The sequence below is a fragment of the Paraburkholderia kururiensis genome (genome assembly GCF_034424375.1).
Classification (GTDB): domain Bacteria; phylum Pseudomonadota; class Gammaproteobacteria; order Burkholderiales; family Burkholderiaceae; genus Paraburkholderia; species Paraburkholderia kururiensis_A.
In genome coordinates this window covers 3,912,522-3,927,368 of record NZ_CP139965.1, presented here as the reverse complement: position 1 = coordinate 3,927,368, position 14,847 = coordinate 3,912,522, and the positions used below count along the sequence as shown (strand labels likewise).

The 14,847-nt window shown below is 65.9% G+C and carries 17 protein-coding genes and 1 riboswitch; of the genes, 16 read left to right on the top strand and 1 reads right to left on the bottom strand.

Features of this window, described 5'->3' with window-relative positions:
• The first annotated feature begins 52 nt into the window (after positions 1-52).
• Positions 53-607 carry an RNA 2',3'-cyclic phosphodiesterase gene (gene thpR, locus U0042_RS17575; RefSeq protein ID WP_114814015.1) on the top strand — a complete coding sequence of 185 codons (555 nt, stop codon included), beginning with the start codon at positions 53-55 and terminating at the stop codon, positions 605-607.
• A gap of 15 nt (positions 608-622) precedes the next feature.
• Here the strand turns inward: thpR and U0042_RS17570 are convergent, their stop codons facing one another.
• Entirely contained in the window at positions 623-2,371 is a 1,749-nt protein-coding gene (locus U0042_RS17570; RefSeq protein WP_114814016.1) for an ABC transporter ATP-binding protein/permease, read from the bottom strand.
• A gap of 252 nt (positions 2,372-2,623) precedes the next feature.
• A riboswitch (TPP riboswitch) is annotated at positions 2,624-2,737 on the top strand.
• A 223-nt stretch (positions 2,738-2,960) separates the two neighbouring features.
• Between U0042_RS17570 and U0042_RS17565 the strand changes: the two genes are divergently transcribed.
• The 15 genes from U0042_RS17565 to hisG all read left to right on the top strand — a co-directional run bounded on the left by U0042_RS17565 (position 2,961) and on the right by hisG (position 14,844).
• The gene (locus U0042_RS17565; protein WP_114814017.1) at positions 2,961-4,091 is read left to right on the top strand and encodes an FAD-dependent oxidoreductase; all 1,131 of its coding nucleotides are present in this window, start codon (positions 2,961-2,963) and stop codon (positions 4,089-4,091) included.
• Positions 4,092-4,133: 42 nt separating this feature from the next.
• On the top strand, positions 4,134-4,331 hold the full coding sequence (gene thiS / locus U0042_RS17560; RefSeq protein WP_114814018.1) for a sulfur carrier protein ThiS: 198 nt from the start codon (positions 4,134-4,136) through the stop codon (positions 4,329-4,331).
• A 41-nt stretch (positions 4,332-4,372) separates the two neighbouring features.
• A complete protein-coding gene (locus U0042_RS17555) occupies positions 4,373-5,188 on the top strand; it encodes a thiazole synthase (RefSeq protein WP_114814019.1) in 816 nt (271 codons plus the stop codon).
• Positions 5,185-6,285: a thiamine phosphate synthase gene (gene thiE, locus U0042_RS17550; protein ID WP_114814020.1), complete on the top strand. Its 1,101-nt coding sequence runs from the start codon at positions 5,185-5,187 to the stop codon at positions 6,283-6,285. Before U0042_RS17555 ends, thiE begins: the two co-directional genes overlap by 4 nt.
• A 128-nt stretch (positions 6,286-6,413) precedes the next feature.
• A complete protein-coding gene (locus U0042_RS17545) occupies positions 6,414-7,232 on the top strand; it encodes an ABC transporter ATP-binding protein (protein WP_114814021.1) in 819 nt (272 codons plus the stop codon).
• Complete coding sequence (mlaE, locus tag U0042_RS17540; RefSeq protein ID WP_114814022.1) at positions 7,229-7,996, top strand: lipid asymmetry maintenance ABC transporter permease subunit MlaE; 768 nt, start codon at positions 7,229-7,231, stop codon at positions 7,994-7,996. Before U0042_RS17545 ends, mlaE begins: the two co-directional genes overlap by 4 nt.
• A gap of 89 nt (positions 7,997-8,085) precedes the next feature.
• Positions 8,086-8,625 carry an outer membrane lipid asymmetry maintenance protein MlaD gene (gene mlaD, locus U0042_RS17535; protein ID WP_114814105.1) on the top strand — a complete coding sequence of 180 codons (540 nt, stop codon included), beginning with the start codon at positions 8,086-8,088 and terminating at the stop codon, positions 8,623-8,625.
• Positions 8,626-8,645: 20 nt separating this feature from the next.
• Positions 8,646-9,593, top strand: coding sequence for a VacJ family lipoprotein (locus tag U0042_RS17530; RefSeq protein ID WP_198665389.1), 948 nt, complete (start codon positions 8,646-8,648; stop codon positions 9,591-9,593).
• Positions 9,594-9,706: 113 nt separating this feature from the next.
• Positions 9,707-10,339, top strand: a complete 633-nt coding sequence (locus U0042_RS17525) for an MlaC/ttg2D family ABC transporter substrate-binding protein (protein WP_114814024.1) — start codon at positions 9,707-9,709, stop codon at positions 10,337-10,339.
• Positions 10,336-10,614 carry an STAS domain-containing protein gene (locus U0042_RS17520; RefSeq protein WP_232833516.1) on the top strand — a complete coding sequence of 93 codons (279 nt, stop codon included), beginning with the start codon at positions 10,336-10,338 and terminating at the stop codon, positions 10,612-10,614. The genes U0042_RS17525 and U0042_RS17520 overlap by 4 nt, the downstream gene beginning before the upstream one ends.
• A gap of 219 nt (positions 10,615-10,833) precedes the next feature.
• Positions 10,834-11,760 carry an ABC transporter ATP-binding protein gene (locus tag U0042_RS17515; RefSeq protein ID WP_114814025.1) on the top strand — a complete coding sequence of 309 codons (927 nt, stop codon included), beginning with the start codon at positions 10,834-10,836 and terminating at the stop codon, positions 11,758-11,760.
• Positions 11,757-12,512 (top strand): ABC transporter permease, encoded by a 756-nt coding sequence (locus tag U0042_RS17510; protein WP_114814026.1) that lies wholly within the window; start codon positions 11,757-11,759, stop codon positions 12,510-12,512. Before U0042_RS17515 ends, U0042_RS17510 begins: the two co-directional genes overlap by 4 nt.
• A gap of 14 nt (positions 12,513-12,526) precedes the next feature.
• On the top strand, positions 12,527-12,766 hold the full coding sequence (locus U0042_RS17505) for a BolA family protein (RefSeq protein WP_114814027.1): 240 nt from the start codon (positions 12,527-12,529) through the stop codon (positions 12,764-12,766).
• A 111-nt stretch (positions 12,767-12,877) separates the two neighbouring features.
• Positions 12,878-14,140 (top strand): UDP-N-acetylglucosamine 1-carboxyvinyltransferase, encoded by a 1,263-nt coding sequence (gene murA / locus U0042_RS17500; protein ID WP_114814107.1) that lies wholly within the window; start codon positions 12,878-12,880, stop codon positions 14,138-14,140.
• A complete protein-coding gene (gene hisG / locus U0042_RS17495) occupies positions 14,137-14,844 on the top strand; it encodes an ATP phosphoribosyltransferase (RefSeq protein WP_114814028.1) in 708 nt (235 codons plus the stop codon). The genes murA and hisG overlap by 4 nt, the downstream gene beginning before the upstream one ends.
• The last annotated feature ends 3 nt before the right edge of the window (positions 14,845-14,847 follow it).

The window sequence follows — 14,847 nt, the reverse complement described above, 5'->3', positions numbered from 1 at the left end:
ACACGACGTTACGGCTAAGATCACGCTGTGTACGGACAGCCGGTCACCGACAATGCTCGATCACGACACCCGCGCCACCGAAGGATGGCAACGCTGCTTCATCGCGCTCGCGCCGGATGCGGCCACGCGGGATGCGCTGGCCGCTGTGCCCGTGCCGTCGGACGCGCGCCGCGTGCCCCATGAGCAACTGCATCTCACGGTGACGTTCATCGGCGCACTTCAGGCCGACGTGGCCGAGGCGCTCGCTGCCGCGCTGCACGCGCGCGCCGTGCCGCTCGGGCTGGCCGCGTTCGAGCGCATCGAGTGCTGGCCGGGCGTGGCGCATCCGCGATTGCTGGTGGCCACGCTGGCAATGTCCGACGACTTCGTGGCGCTCGACTGGCGCGTGCGTTCGCTGATGATCGAACTGGGCTTGCCTGTCGACACCCGAGCCTTCCGGCCGCACATCACGCTCGCGCGCTTCGCCCGCGGCACGCGAGCCGCGACGATTCCCGCCGACACCCGCCTGCCGCCGTTCGCGCGCTTCGAATCGCTGGTGCTGTATTCGAGCACGCTCGCGCGGCAAGGGGCGAGGTATCAGGCGCTGGCGAGCGTGGCGGTGGGGTGAGCGGCAGGGCCGCGCTTACGCGGCCGCCTGCTCCAGCGCACGTTCGATGATGAGCGTCTCGTCGTGGAATTGCGCCAGCGATTCGCGGTGTGCCACGCTCACGATCGCTGCATTCGGCAGCCGCTCGTTCATCACCCGATACACGTGTGCTTCGTTTTCGGTGTCGAGCGCGCTCGTCGCTTCGTCGAGGAACACGTAATCGGGCTTGTGCAGCAGCACGCGCGCCGCCGCAAGCCGCTGTTGTTCGCCGGGCGAGAGCACGCGTGTCCAGTGCGCCGATTCGTGCAGCCGGTCCACATAGTCTTCCAGCCGGCACAGGCGCAGTGCTTCGCGGCAGTCGTCGTCGCTGAAAGTGTCGCTCGTGGCGGGATAGGCGAGCGCCGCCTTCAGCGTGCCGATGGGCAGATAGCTCTGCTGCGGAATGAACATCATGCGTGCGCCCACGGGCGCGTCGATCGAGCCGCTGCCGAACGGCCAGAGGCCCGCCAGCGCGCGCAGCAGCGTGCTCTTGCCGGAGCCGGACGGACCGCGCACGAGCCAGCGCGAAGCGGGTTTGATGGCGACGTCGCGCACGTGCGCGAGTGTTTCGCCGTTGGGCAGCGCGAGCGTGAGGCCGCGTGTGACGAGCTGACTTTCGTCGACGTAATGGAGATTGATGCCGCCATGCTCGGTGGCAGGCGATACGGATTCCTTGAGATGCGGCTGGTGCATCACGCGCTTGAATTCGCGAAGACGGTTGACGGTGGCGCGCCACTCGACCAGGGTGCCGTAACTGTTGACGAACCACGACAGCGAGTCGCTCACGGAGCCGAAGGCGCCGGCAATCTGCATCAATGTGCCGAAGCTGATTGCGCCCGCGAAGTAGCGCGGTGACGCCACGACAATCGGGAAGATGTTTGCGATCTGCCCATAGAAGTTGACGACGAAGTAATACCGCTTCGTGTACTTCATCACGCGCCACCAGTTGTCGCGAATGCGGCTGAAGAGGTCCTTCGCACCGGCTTCTTCGGTGCGCATGCCGTCGTAGAAGGCGATCTGCTCCGCGTTCTCGCGCAGGCGGATCAGGCCGAAACGGAAGTCGGCTTCAACGCGCTGTTGCTGGTAGTTGATCGACACCAGCGGATGCCCGACCTTGTGCGTGAGGATCGAGCCCACGACGGCGTACCCGATCGCGGCCCACAGCATGTAACCGGGAATCTGCACCGGTGTGCCGCCCAGCATCACGGTCAGTGCGCCCGCGGTGCTCCAGAGCACGATCGAGAACCACACGAGGGTGGCGATGGTGGAGATCAGATCGAGGGTGAGCGCAAGCGTCGTGGTCGCGAACGAATCGAGGTCGACGGCGATCCGCTGGTCGGGGTTGTCGGTGAGGCGATCACGCTCGATGCGGTAGAACGTGCCTTCGCCCAGCCACTCTTGCAGATACTTCGTGGTGAGCCATTGGCGCCAGCGAAAGCCGAGCATCTGGCGCAGATAACGCGTGTACACCGCGATGATGATGAACGCGAACGCAAGGCCGGTGAAGATCAGCATCAGGTGCGGGAATTCATGCACGTTCTTGCTTTGCAGCGCGTTATAGAAGTCGCGGTTCCAGTTGTTCAGCCATGCGTTGATGCCCACGAGCATCAGGTTCATCATGATGATCGCGATCAGCAGACCCCAGGCGATCTTGCGTTCCTCGGACACCCAGTAGGGCTTGATGAGGCTCCACGCCGAGACGCGGTCGGTCTGGCTGGACGTAGGGCTGGAGGTGGGATTGGTCATGAGCTTCCTGATATCGGATTGAGATGCCGGCCCAACGGCGGGTTTGCAGATCCTGACGGGCGCGGGCGGTGAGGGCATTTCCCGCCGCGGCGACTGGGCGGATTTTGGCCGGCACCGCTTAAACACGCCTTAATCGGGTCCACGGCATTGTGCCAGAGCCCGCCCCCAGCTCCATATTCGGCGGCCCTGCCGCGCGTCCTGCGGCGCCCTGCCTCGTTTGCGGCGGCTCTGGCTTTTATGGTCTAATGGCCGCTGACGAAACAGGGGTGCTTCGCGCCGGCCGGCAGCACGCGGCGGCGAGGCTGAGAGAGACCCTTCGCACCCGATCCGGGTAATACCGGCGCGGGAAGTTTCGGGAAAGTCCCGCTGGATGCCCATGCGTCCAGTCTCCCGCCGGGCGGCGCTCCTTCATTGCATCGGAGCGTGTCCGGCCGGCCTCGCCAGCCGGTTTCGTCCTTGTGTACGTGTGCAGCCTGCCGTACGGAAAGGATACGATGACCGCTCATTCTCCAGTTCTTTGCTTTCACCGGCGCGTTCGTCGCGCTGCCGCGCGTATGGTCACGCAACGCGGGTCGTTTGGAGCGCGCTCATGAGCGCCGCTGTCCGACCGGATTTCGCCGTGGTCGGCGGCGGGCTCTGTGGCCGCCTCGTCGCGTGGCAGCTTGCCGGCGCGGGACATCGCGTGGCGCTTTACGATCGCGGCGACGCCGACGGCAGCAGCTCGGCCGCGTGGGTGGCCGCGGCCATGCTCGCGCCGCTTGCCGAGGCCGCCGTGGCTGAACTGCTCATCACCGAACTCGGCGTGGCGTCGCTGGAAAGCTGGCCGCGCATCCTGGCTCAACTGCCCGAACCCGTCTTCTTTCAGCGCAACGGCACGCTCGTCGTCTGGCATCACGCCGACCGCGCCGAAGCGCCGCTGTTCGAACGGCGCGTGCGCGCCAATGCGCCGGCGGGCCTGGTCGACGGTGGGTTCGTGTCGCTCGCGGGCACCGAGGTAGGCGACGCCGAGCCAGCGCTGGCTGGCCGGTTCGCCAAAGGATGGCTGCTGCCCAACGAAGGTCAGCTCGACAACCGCCAGGCCTTGCGTGCACTCGCGGCCGGGCTCGCCCAGCGTAAGGTCGATACGCATTGGAACAGTGCGGTCGAGGGCACGGCGTATCCCGACGCACGTGTCGTGATCGACTGCCGCGGGTTGGGCGGCAAGCCGGTCTGGCCCACGCTGCGCGGCATTCGCGGCGAGGTGGCGCGCGTGCACGCGCCGGGCATTGCGCTGACGCGCCCTGTGCGGTTGCTGCATCCGCGCTATCCGCTCTATGTCGCGCCCAAGCAGGACGACGTCTATGTGATCGGCGCAACGGAGATCGAAGGCGAAGACATGTCGCCCGTCAGCGTGCGCTCCGCGCTGGAGCTGCTGAGCGCGGCGTTTTCGGTGCATCCCGCCTTTGGGGAGGCGCGCATTCTCGAACTGAACTCGCAATGCCGGCCGACCTTGCCCGACCACCGGCCCGCGCTCGTCTGGGACGGCGCACGCACCTTGCGCGTCAACGGCCTGTATCGGCACGGCTACATGATCGCGCCGGAAGTGGCCGACTCCGCGGCACGCTTCGCGCAGACGCTGTTGACCGGCCGCATCGCAAATGCCGACGCATTTGCGCAGTGGCGCAGCGAGGCGCGCTGGTCCAGTCTTTTTCATCTCGAGCACGCCGAGGTATCGGTCTGAACGCGATCGAGTCCTCGTGAGCGAACCGACAGAACGCGAACCATGGAAATACACGTAAACCAGAAGCCGTTTTCGTTGCCCGACGGCGCAACCGTTGCCGATGCGCTGGCCGCATTCGGCGCGCGTCCGCCGTTCGCGGTCGCGTTGAACGGCGATTTCGTCGCGCGCGGCCAGCATGCGGCGCGCGCGCTCCAGCCGGGCGACCGGCTGGATGTCGTCACCCCTGTCGCGGGCGGCTGAGCGGCGCCGCACGCTCGCCGTCACCTGCAAAGGATCGTCCCATGACCCTCTCCCCATCCGCCGACGCGCTCACGCTCTACGGCGAAACCTTCGCGAGCCGGGTGCTGCTCGGCACGTCGCGTTATCCGTCGCTGCAGTCGCTGTCGCGTTCCATCGAGGCGGCGCGCCCCGGCATGGTCACCGTCGCGCTGCGCCGGCAAATGACCGAAGGCGGCGCCGAAGCCGGCTTCTTCGATCTGCTCAAACGCCATGCCGTGCCGCTTCTGCCGAACACGGCAGGCTGCCAGACCGTGGCCGAGGCCGTGACGACCGCGCACATGGCGCGCGAAGTATTCGAAACCGACTGGATCAAGCTCGAACTGATCGGCGACGACTACACGCTGCAACCGGACCCGGTCGGGTTGATCAAAGCGGCTGAGCGCCTCGTCAAGGACGGCTTCAAGGTGCTGCCGTACTGCACCGAAGATCTCGTGATCGGCCGGCGCCTGCTCGACGCGGGCTGCGAGGCGCTGATGCCGTGGGGCGCGCCCATCGGCACGGGCAAGGGCGTGATGAATCCGTACGCGATGCGCGTGCTGCGCGAACGGCTGCCCGATGTGCCGCTCATCGTCGATGCGGGGCTCGGCGTACCGTCGCACGCGTGCCAGGTGATGGAGTGGGGCTTCGACGGCGTGCTGTTGAACACGGCCGTGTCGCAGGCGACGCACCCGGAAGCGATGGCGCGCGCCTTCGCGCTCGGCGTGGACGCCGGACGCGAGGCATACCTTGCCGGGCCGATGGCCGAACGGCAGACGGCGCAGGCGAGCACGCCCGTGGTGGGCATGCCGTTCTGGCATCAGGATGGGAGTGCAGCATGACCGAAAGATTGCCCTTGCCGGCGCGCGAGCTGTTCTGGCCGCCCGCCGATGAACTGACCGAGGCCGTGGAGCGCATCCGCGCGCGTCTTGGCGACTGGCCGCCCACGCACGCGCCTTGGCGCGTCTGCCTGACCGCGCCGGACGAGCCGAACGGCGGCGACCTGATCGTCGTGTCGAATGTGTCCCACGCGGGCGAACACCTCGCGAGCTGGCTCGTGCGCGGCGCGGGCGTGATCGAAGCCGCCGAAGCGCGCGTCACGTTGCATCTGGGCGGCGAACGCTATGCGCTCGAAGGCCACCTCGCCGAAGACTGGATTCCCGCGCTGGCAGCGTTTCTCGACTGCGGCTTTGATCCCCACGATGCGCTGACGCTCGCGATGGCCTGGCGCGACGGCGACGAACGGACCGCCGCCGACGCATGGCCCACGGACCTCGCGCGCTTCCCAAGCGTGGCTGGACTGCCGGCCGCGCCGGCACAATCGTTCCCGGCCTGCCCCTCGCGCCTGGGGCTCTATCCCGTGCTGCCCACAGCCGATTGGGTGGAGCGCGTGCTGGACTACGGCGTGAAGACGGTGCAATTGAGGCTCAAGCACGCTGAGCCGGACGTGCTGAAGGCGGAAATCGCGCGTTGTGTGGCGGCCGGTCGCCGGCACGATGCGCAGGTATTCATCAACGATCACTGGCGCGAAGCGATCGAGGCGGGCGCGTACGGCGTGCATCTCGGTCAGGAAGATCTGCGGGTGGCCGACTTCGCCGCGATTGCGGCGGCAGGCCTGCGGCTCGGCCTCTCGACGCACAGCTACTACGAAATGCTCACGGCACTGCACTTCCGGCCCAGCTACATTGCGCTGGGCGCGGTGTTTCCCACCACGACAAAGGTGATGCCGACCGCGCCGCAAGGACTCGTGCGGCTTGGCCGCTATGTCCAACTGCTGGGCGGCGTTGTGCCGCTCGTGGCGATCGGCGGCATCAGCGCAGACGTGCTGCCTCGGGTGCTGGCCACGGGCGTGGGGTCGGCGGCGCTCGTGCGGGCCGTGACGGAAGCGGCCGACCCCGCGGCCGCGGTTGCTGCGTTGCAGCGGGAGTTTACGCAATAATCGTCCGACCAGACATCTGGCCTTAACCTCTGATGTTTAGATTTGGTTAAGCGGACGGGGCACGTCGCGGCAGCAACTTCATGATGGCCCTATAATTCGGCCTTCGTGTAAAAGGATTGTCAGCCCACGTGCCTTCTTCTTCTGAGACCCTTCTCGAGCTTCGCGACGTCGATTTCGGTTACGGCGACCGGCTCGTCCTCTCCGGTCTGAACATGCGCTTCGCGCGTGGCCAGGTGGTAGCGGTCATGGGCGGCTCGGGCGGCGGCAAGACTACGGTGCTGCGCCTCATCGGCGGACTCGTGCGCGCGCAGCGCGGCCAGGTGCTGTTTCACGGCGAGGACGTCGGCGCGCAGACACGCGAAGGCCTCTACGCGCTGCGCCGCAAGATGGGCATGCTGTTCCAGTTCGGCGCGCTTTTCACCGATATGTCGGTGTTCGAGAACGTCGCGTTCGCGCTGCGCGAGCACACCGACCTGCCCGAAGAACTGATCCGCGACCTCGTGCTCATGAAGCTGAACGCTGTCGGCCTGCGCGGCGCGCGCGACCTTGCGCCGTCCGAGGTGTCGGGCGGCATGGCGCGGCGCGTGGCGCTTGCGCGCGCCATCGCACTCGACCCCGAACTCATGATGTACGACGAACCGTTCGCCGGGCTCGACCCGATTTCGCTCGGCATCACGGCCAACCTGATTCGCACGCTCAACCACGCACTCGGCGCCACCTCGATTCTCGTCACGCACGACGTGCCGGAGTCGTTCGCGATTGCCGACTACGTCTACTTTCTCGCAAACGGCCGCGTGCACGCCGAGGGCACGCCCGACCAGTTGCGCGCATCGAGCGACCCCACCGTTCGCCAGTTCATCGACGGTGCGCCGGACGGCCCGTTCCGCTTTCATTACCCCGCTGCCAGCCTCGGTGCGGACTTCGGCATGGGCGGGGGTAACGCATGATCAGTCTGATCGGAAGCCGCGTCATCGCGGCGCTCGTGCGCGCGGGTTACGGCACGAGGCTCTTCCTGCGCCTGCTGCTCGAGTTCTTCCCGTTGCTGCGGCGTCCGCGCCTCGTGACGAAGCAGATTCACTTCGTCGGCAACTACTCGATCGTGATCATCGCGGTGTCCGGCCTGTTCGTCGGCTTCGTACTCGGCTTGCAGGGCTATTACACGCTGAATCGCTACGGCTCCGAGCAGGCGCTCGGGCTGCTCGTCGCGCTTTCGCTCGTGCGCGAGCTCGGGCCGGTCGTCACGGCGCTGCTGTTCGCGGGCCGGGCGGGCACTTCGCTTACGGCCGAGATCGGTCTGATGAAGGCGGGTGAGCAACTCACGGCGATGGAAATGATGGCCGTGGACCCCGTTCGCGTCGTGATCGCGCCGCGCATGTGGGCGGGTGTCATCGCGATGCCTATTCTCGCGGCGATTTTCAGCGCCATTGGCGTGCTGGGCGGCTACGTGGTGGGCGTGCTGCTGATCGGCGTCGACTCCGGCGCATTCTGGTCGCAGATGCAGGGCGGCGTGGACGTCTGGAGCGACGTGGGCAACGGCGTGATCAAGAGTATCGTGTTCGGTTTCGCCGTCACGTTCGTGGCGCTGTTCCAGGGCTACGAGGCGAAGCCGACGCCTGAAGGCGTATCGCGCGCCACGACGAAGACAGTGGTGTATGCCTCGCTCGCGGTGCTAGGCCTCGATTTCCTGCTGACCGCATTGATGTTCAGCTAGCGCGGCATGCGCCGCGCGGCCTGTGGAGCGCTGAACGCGCCCCGCCGCCCGGCGCCGTGCCGCGGCAACGGTTTCTCATTGGGATGACGATGAAAAAGACTGCTCTCGACTTCTGGGTCGGCCTGTTCGTGGTGGCGGGCTTCATTGCGCTGCTGTTTCTCGCGCTGAAGGTCGGCAACATGAGCTCGCTGTCCTTTCAGGCGACCTACCCGGTCAAGCTCAAGTTCGACAACATCGGCGGGCTGAAGCCGCGCGCGCCGGTGAAGAGCGCGGGCGTGACGGTGGGCCGCGTGGCGTCCATCAGCTTCGACACGAACACGTACCAGGCGCTCGTCACGATCGATCTGGACAAGCAGTACCAGTTTCCGAAGGACACGTCGGCCAAGATCCTCACCTCGGGTCTGCTGGGCGAGCAGTACATCGGGCTCGAGCCGGGCGGCGACAGCGAAATGCTGAAGGCCGGCGACACGATCGCCATGACGCAGTCGGCCATCGTGCTCGAGAACCTGATCGGGCAGTTCCTGTACAGCAAGGCGGCGGACTCGGGGGCTGCGAAGCCCGCCGCAGGCGCAGCACCGCCCGCGCCAGCGGCACCGGCGGTGGCGGCGCCGGCCTCCGGCGCCCAATAAGAACACGGAGAACAAGAACGATGAAAAACGCACCCATTCGTCGCACTGCGCTGGCTCTTGGGGTGGTCGCCCTGGCGGGCTGCTCGACCGTGCAGACGCCGACGAAGGAAGACCCGCTCGAAGGCCTGAACCGCACGATCTTCACCTTCAACGACAAGGTCGACCAGTACGCGCTCAAGCCCGTGGCGCGCGGCTACGTCAAGGTCACGCCGCAGCCCGTGCGCGACAGCGTCACGAACTTCTTTTCGAACATCGGCGACGTCTATATCGCAGCCAACAACCTGTTGCAGCTGAAGATCACGGACGGCGTGGAAGACATTATGCGCATCGTGATCAACACGGTGTTCGGCGTGGGCGGTCTGTTCGACGTGGCCACGCTCGCGAAGCTGCCCAAGCACAACCAGGATCTCGGCCTGACGCTCGGCCATTACGGCGTGCCTGCCGGCCCGTACCTCGTGCTGCCGCTGTTCGGGCCGAGCACGGTGCGCGACGCGGTGGGGTCGATCGGCAACTACTATGTGAACCCGCTCAGCTACATCGATCCGCCGGGTCTCAGCTGGGGCCTTTACGGCCTCAACATCGTGAACACGCGCGCGAACCTGCTGGGTGCGGGCGACGTGCTGGAAGCGGCCGCCATCGACAAGTACTCGTTTGTGCGCAACACCTATCTGCAGCGGCGCCAGTCGCTGCTGTCCGACGGTTCGTCCGCGGCGCTGCCCAACTATGACGAAGGCGCGCCGCCGCCGAAGTACGAAAACGTCGAGGACGGCGCGGCGCCGGCCACAGGTGCGGCCACTGCGGCCAGCGGTGCCGCTGCGGCTGCTGCCGCCTCGGGCACGGCGGCCACCGCTTCGCCGGCATCCGGTACGGCCGCGCCTGGTCTCGCGCCCGGAACGGAAACGACGGTGCCGGCCGGTCAGATCGTGCCGCCCGCACGTTTCGGCTATCCGTCGCTCAAACTGCACTGAACAGGCACCGTAACACCTGGAAACGACTGTCGCAGTTTGCGTATGGAGCCGGCCAGAACTTGCGTGCTATCGTCGGCTCCAATAACTGCGTTTTTCCAACAGCAGGAACCCACATGAAAAAGTTCTTCCTCATTCCGCTGCTTCTCGCGTTCTTTTCTTTCACCGGCGTCGCGTCCGCGCAGACTTCGGACACCACCTCGCCGGACGGCCTGATCAAGACAGTCACCACCCAGGTCATGGACACGATCCGCAGCGACAAGTCCATCCAGAAGGGCGATATCGGCGAGATCACGAAGCTCGTCAACGAGAAGATCCTGCCTTACACGGATTTCCGCCGCACCACGCAACTCGCCATGGGCCGCGCGTGGCGCACGGCCACGCCGGACCAGCAGAGCCAGCTCGTCGAGCAGTTCAAGATGCTGCTGATTCGCACCTACGCCGGCGCGCTCGCGCAGGTTCGCGACCAGCAGATCCAGTACAAGCCGTTCCGCGCGAATCCTGACGATACGGACGTCGTCGTGCGTTCGGTGGTCATGAACAACGGCTCGCCGGTCGAGCTCGACTATCGGCTGTACAAGACGCCGCAGGGCTGGCGCGTGTACGACATCAACGTGCTAGGCGCGTGGCTCATTCAGGCCTACCAGCAGCAGTTCAACGAGAAGATCCAGCAAGGCGGCGTGGACGGTCTGATCCAGTTCCTCACCCAACGCAACCAGCAGCTGGCATCGGGCAAGGTCTCGTCGTGAGCCGCTTCGAAACGGGCGGCACGCTGACCCACGCGAGCGCGAACGCCGCGCTCGCGGCGGGGCTCCAACGCATTGCCGCCGGCGCCACGGTGGTGGACTGCACGCCGCTCACCCAGTTCGATTCGTCGGCGCTTGCCGTGCTGCTCGCATGGCAACGCGCCGCGACGAAGCGCGGCGCGGCGCTCGAAATCGTCAATCTCCCCACGGGGCTCGCCAGCCTCGCACAGGTCTACGGCGTAGACGCGCTGCTCACGCCGCAACCGGCTCGACATTGATGCCCGGTGCCGGCGCATGCCGGACCGGGTCACTTCCTTCCTCTGCTTCTCCGAAAGCCCATGCGGGCGAGGGCATGTCACTTTGCCCTATAATCAAGCGTTTTTTTGGGGCTTCAGGCCGCTCCAGCTGGCCCCAAAAGCATGCGGTTACAGCAGACCTTTGCCTCACACCTATCGCACCTATCAGGCGCCGCCGCGCAGCGAAGCGGCGCACCAGTCATGCCAGCCATAGAAATCCGTAACGTCAGGAAGCGCTTCAAGGAGTTGCAGGCGCTCAAGGGCGTCAGTCTCACGGTTGAAGAAGGCGAATTCTTCGGGCTGCTCGGCCCGAACGGCGCGGGCAAAACGACGCTCATCAGCATTCTCGCCGGACTCTCGCGCGCGGACGAAGGCACGGTGAAGGTACTGGGCCACGACGTCGTGAGCGATTTTCGCGCCGCGCGGCGCGCGCTCGGCGTCGTTCCACAGGAACTTGTCTTCGACCCGTTCTTCACGGTTCGCGAAACGCTGCGCATCCAGTCCGGCTACTACGGCCTGCGCAACAACGACGCGTGGATCGACGAGGTGATGGCCAACCTCGACCTCACCGAAAAGGCGGACGTCAACATGCGCGCGCTCTCGGGCGGCATGAAGCGTCGCGTGCTCGTGGCGCAGGCGCTGGTGCACCGGCCGCCTGTCATCGTGCTCGACGAACCCACGGCCGGCGTCGACGTCGAACTGCGCCAGACGCTCTGGAAATTCGTTTCGCGCCTGAATCGCGAGGGACACACCATCGTGCTCACGACGCACTATCTGGAAGAAGCCGAGGCGCTGTGCGATCGCATCGCGATGCTGCGGCGCGGTGAAGTGGTGGCGCTGGACCGCACGAGTGCGTTGCTGCAGCGCTTCGCCGGCATGCAGCTCTTCGTGCGCTTCGCGACCGGCGTGTTGCCGGCCGAACTGCGCGCGCTCGAAGTGGATCCGACCAACGTACAGGGTCACCAGCATCTGCTGCGTCTGTCGAGCTACGACGACGTGGAAGGCATCCTCGCGCAGTGTCGCGCGGCGGGCTGCACGTTCGACGAAATCGAAGTGCGCAAGGCCGATCTGGAAGATGTCTTCGTGCAGGTCATGAACGGCCCCGAAGTGGTCGAGGGGCTGGCATGAGCGGATTTCGCACGCTGTTCTACAAGGAAGTGCTGCGTTTCTGGAAGGTCTCGTTCCAGACCGTGCTGGCACCCGTCATCACCGCGCTGCTTTATCTCACCATTTTCGGCCACGCGTTGCGCGATCACGTCGAGGTGTATGCCGGCGTCGAATACACGAGCTTCCTGATACCAGGCCTCGTGATGATGAGCGTGCTGCAGAACGCATTCGCCAACAGCTCGTCATCGCTGATCCAGTCGAAGATCACGGGGAACCTCGTGTTCGTGCTGCTGCCGCCGCTGTCGCATTGGGAAATGTTCGGCGCCTACGTGCTGGCCTCTGTCGTGCGCGGCCTCGCCGTGGGCGCGGGCGTGTTTGTCGTGACCATCTGGTTCATTCCGGTGAGCTTCGCAGCGCCGCTCTACATCGTGCTGTTCGCGCTGCTCGGTTCGGCGATTCTCGGCACGCTCGGACTCATTGCCGGCATCTGGGCTGAGAAGTTCGACCAACTCGCCGCGTTCCAGAATTTTCTGATCATGCCGCTCACGTTCCTTTCGGGCGTGTTCTACTCCACGCACACGCTGCCGCCCGTATGGCGCGAGGTGTCGCGGCTCAATCCGTTTTTCTACATGATCGACGGCTTTCGCTACGGCTTTTTCGGCGTGTCGGACATCGACCCGCTGGCGAGCCTTGCGATCGTCGCCGGTTTCTTCGTGGCGCTTGCCGTGCTCGCGATGCGCATGCTCGCATCCGGCTACAAGCTGCGTCACTGACGAGGAGCCCTTCCATGTTGCCGACTCCCGAACAGATCAAGCAATACATCGCGGCGGGCCTTGCCTGCCAGCACCTCGAAGTCGAGGGCGACGGTCAGCATTTTTTCGCGACCATCGTTTCGGCGAATTTCGAGGGCAAGCGCCTGATTCAGCGACATCAACTCGTGTACGCGGCCCTCGGCGACCGCATGCGCGAGGAAATCCACGCGCTCAGCATGAAAACCCTGACTCCCGCCGAATGGCAGAACGCATAATCTGGAACATCAGTGCGAATCACACAGGAACAAGGCGACGCCGCGAGCGGTGCCGCGAACGAACAACGTTCGACGCCGGCCGCGGGCCGGGCAGAAGAGGAAACGAGAGGCATGGACAAACTCGCTATAGTGGGGGGCCGCAGGCTCGCAGGTGAGATCACCGTTTCGGGCGCGAAGAACGCGGCGCTGCCCATTCTGTGCGCGAGCCTGCTCACGGCAGACCCGGTGGACCTCGACAACGTGCCGAATCTGCAGGACGTGCGTACCACGCTCAAGCTGCTCGGCCAGATGGGCGTGCGCACCGAGTACGCGGACGGCCGCGTGCATCTGGATGCATCGAAGGTCGACAACCTCGTCGCGCCGTACGAACTGGTGAAGACCATGCGTGCGTCGATTCTCGTGCTCGGTCCGCTCGTGGCGCGCTTCGGCGAGGCCAAAGTGTCGCTGCCGGGCGGCTGCGCGATCGGCGCCCGTCCGGTGGACCAGCACATCAAGGGTCTGCAGGCGATGGGCGCCGAGATCAATATCGAGCACGGCTTCATCGAAGCCCGCGCGAAGCGCCTGAAGGGCGCGCGCATCATCACGGACATGATCACCGTGACGGGCACCGAGAACCTGCTCATGGCCGCGGTGCTGGCCGACGGCGAAACGGTGATCGAAAACGCCGCGCGCGAACCCGAAGTGGGCGACCTCGCCACGCTGCTCGTGCAGATGGGCGCGAAGATCGAGGGCATCGGCACAGACCGCCTGGTGATCCAGGGCGTGGAGCGTCTCTCGGGCGCTCATCACAAGGTGATTCCGGACCGTATCGAAGCCGGTACGTTCCTGTGCGCGGTGGCCGCGGCGGGCGGCGACGTTGTGCTGCGTCGCGTGCGTCCGCAGATTCTGGACGCCGTGATCGACAAGCTGCGCGAAGCCGGCGTGAGCATCGAGGAGGGCGACGACTGGATGCGCGTGCGCATGGACGCGCGTCCGCGTGCCGTGAACGTGCGCACCTCCGAATACCCCGCCTTCCCGACCGACATGCAGGCGCAGTTCATGGCGCTCAACGCGATCGCAGACGGCACCTCGCAGGTCGTCGAGACGATCTTCGAGAACCGCTTCATGCACGTGCAGGAACTGAACCGGCTGGGCGCGAACGTGACCATCGACGGCAATACGGCGCTCGTGAACGGCGTGGCCAAGCTCTCGGGCGCCAAGGTGATGGCGACGGACCTGCGTGCGTCGGCGAGCCTTGTGATCGCCGGCCTCGTGGCCGAAGGCGAGACGCTGATCGATCGCATCTACCATCTGGACCGCGGCTACGACCGCATGGAAGCGAAGCTCACGGGCGTCGGCGCCGATGTGAGGCGTATCAAGGGGAGCGCCGCATGAGTTCGGTGCCGCAGACGTCGTCGTCGAGCGCGGCGAGCGCGGCGAGCGCGCCCCTCACGCTCGCGCTCTCGAAGGGCCGCATCTTCGAAGAGACGATGCCGCTCCTCGCCGCGGCCGGCGTGCACGTGACGGAAGACCCTGAAACCTCGCGCAAGCTGATCCTGCCCACGAGCGACGCCAATGTGCGCGTCATCATCGTGCGCGCCACCGACGTGCCGACCTACGTCGAGTACGGCGCCGCCGACTTCGGCGTGGCCGGCAAAGACGTGCTGCTCGAACACGGCGGCAGCGGCCTGTATCAGCCCATCGACCTCGACATCGCACGTTGCCGCATGTCGGTGGCGGTGAAGGCCGGCTTCGACTATGCGAGCGCCGTTCGCCAGGGCGCACGGCTACGCGTCGCGACGAAATACGTGAACACCGCGCGCGAGCATTTCGCGGCGAAGGGCGTGCACGTCGATCTGATCAAGCTCTACGGGTCGATGGAACTCGCGCCGCTCGTGGGCCTTGCCGATGCGATCGTCGATCTGGTCAGCTCGGGCGGCACGCTGCGCGCCAACAATCTTGTCGAGGTCGAGGAGATCATGAACATTTCCTCGCGCCTCGTGGTGAACCAGGCTGCGCTGAAGCTCAAGCGCGCGGCGCTGCGCCCGTTCATCGACGCGTTCGAACGCGCGTCGCGGCGCGCGGCGGACGCCGCCTGAGCG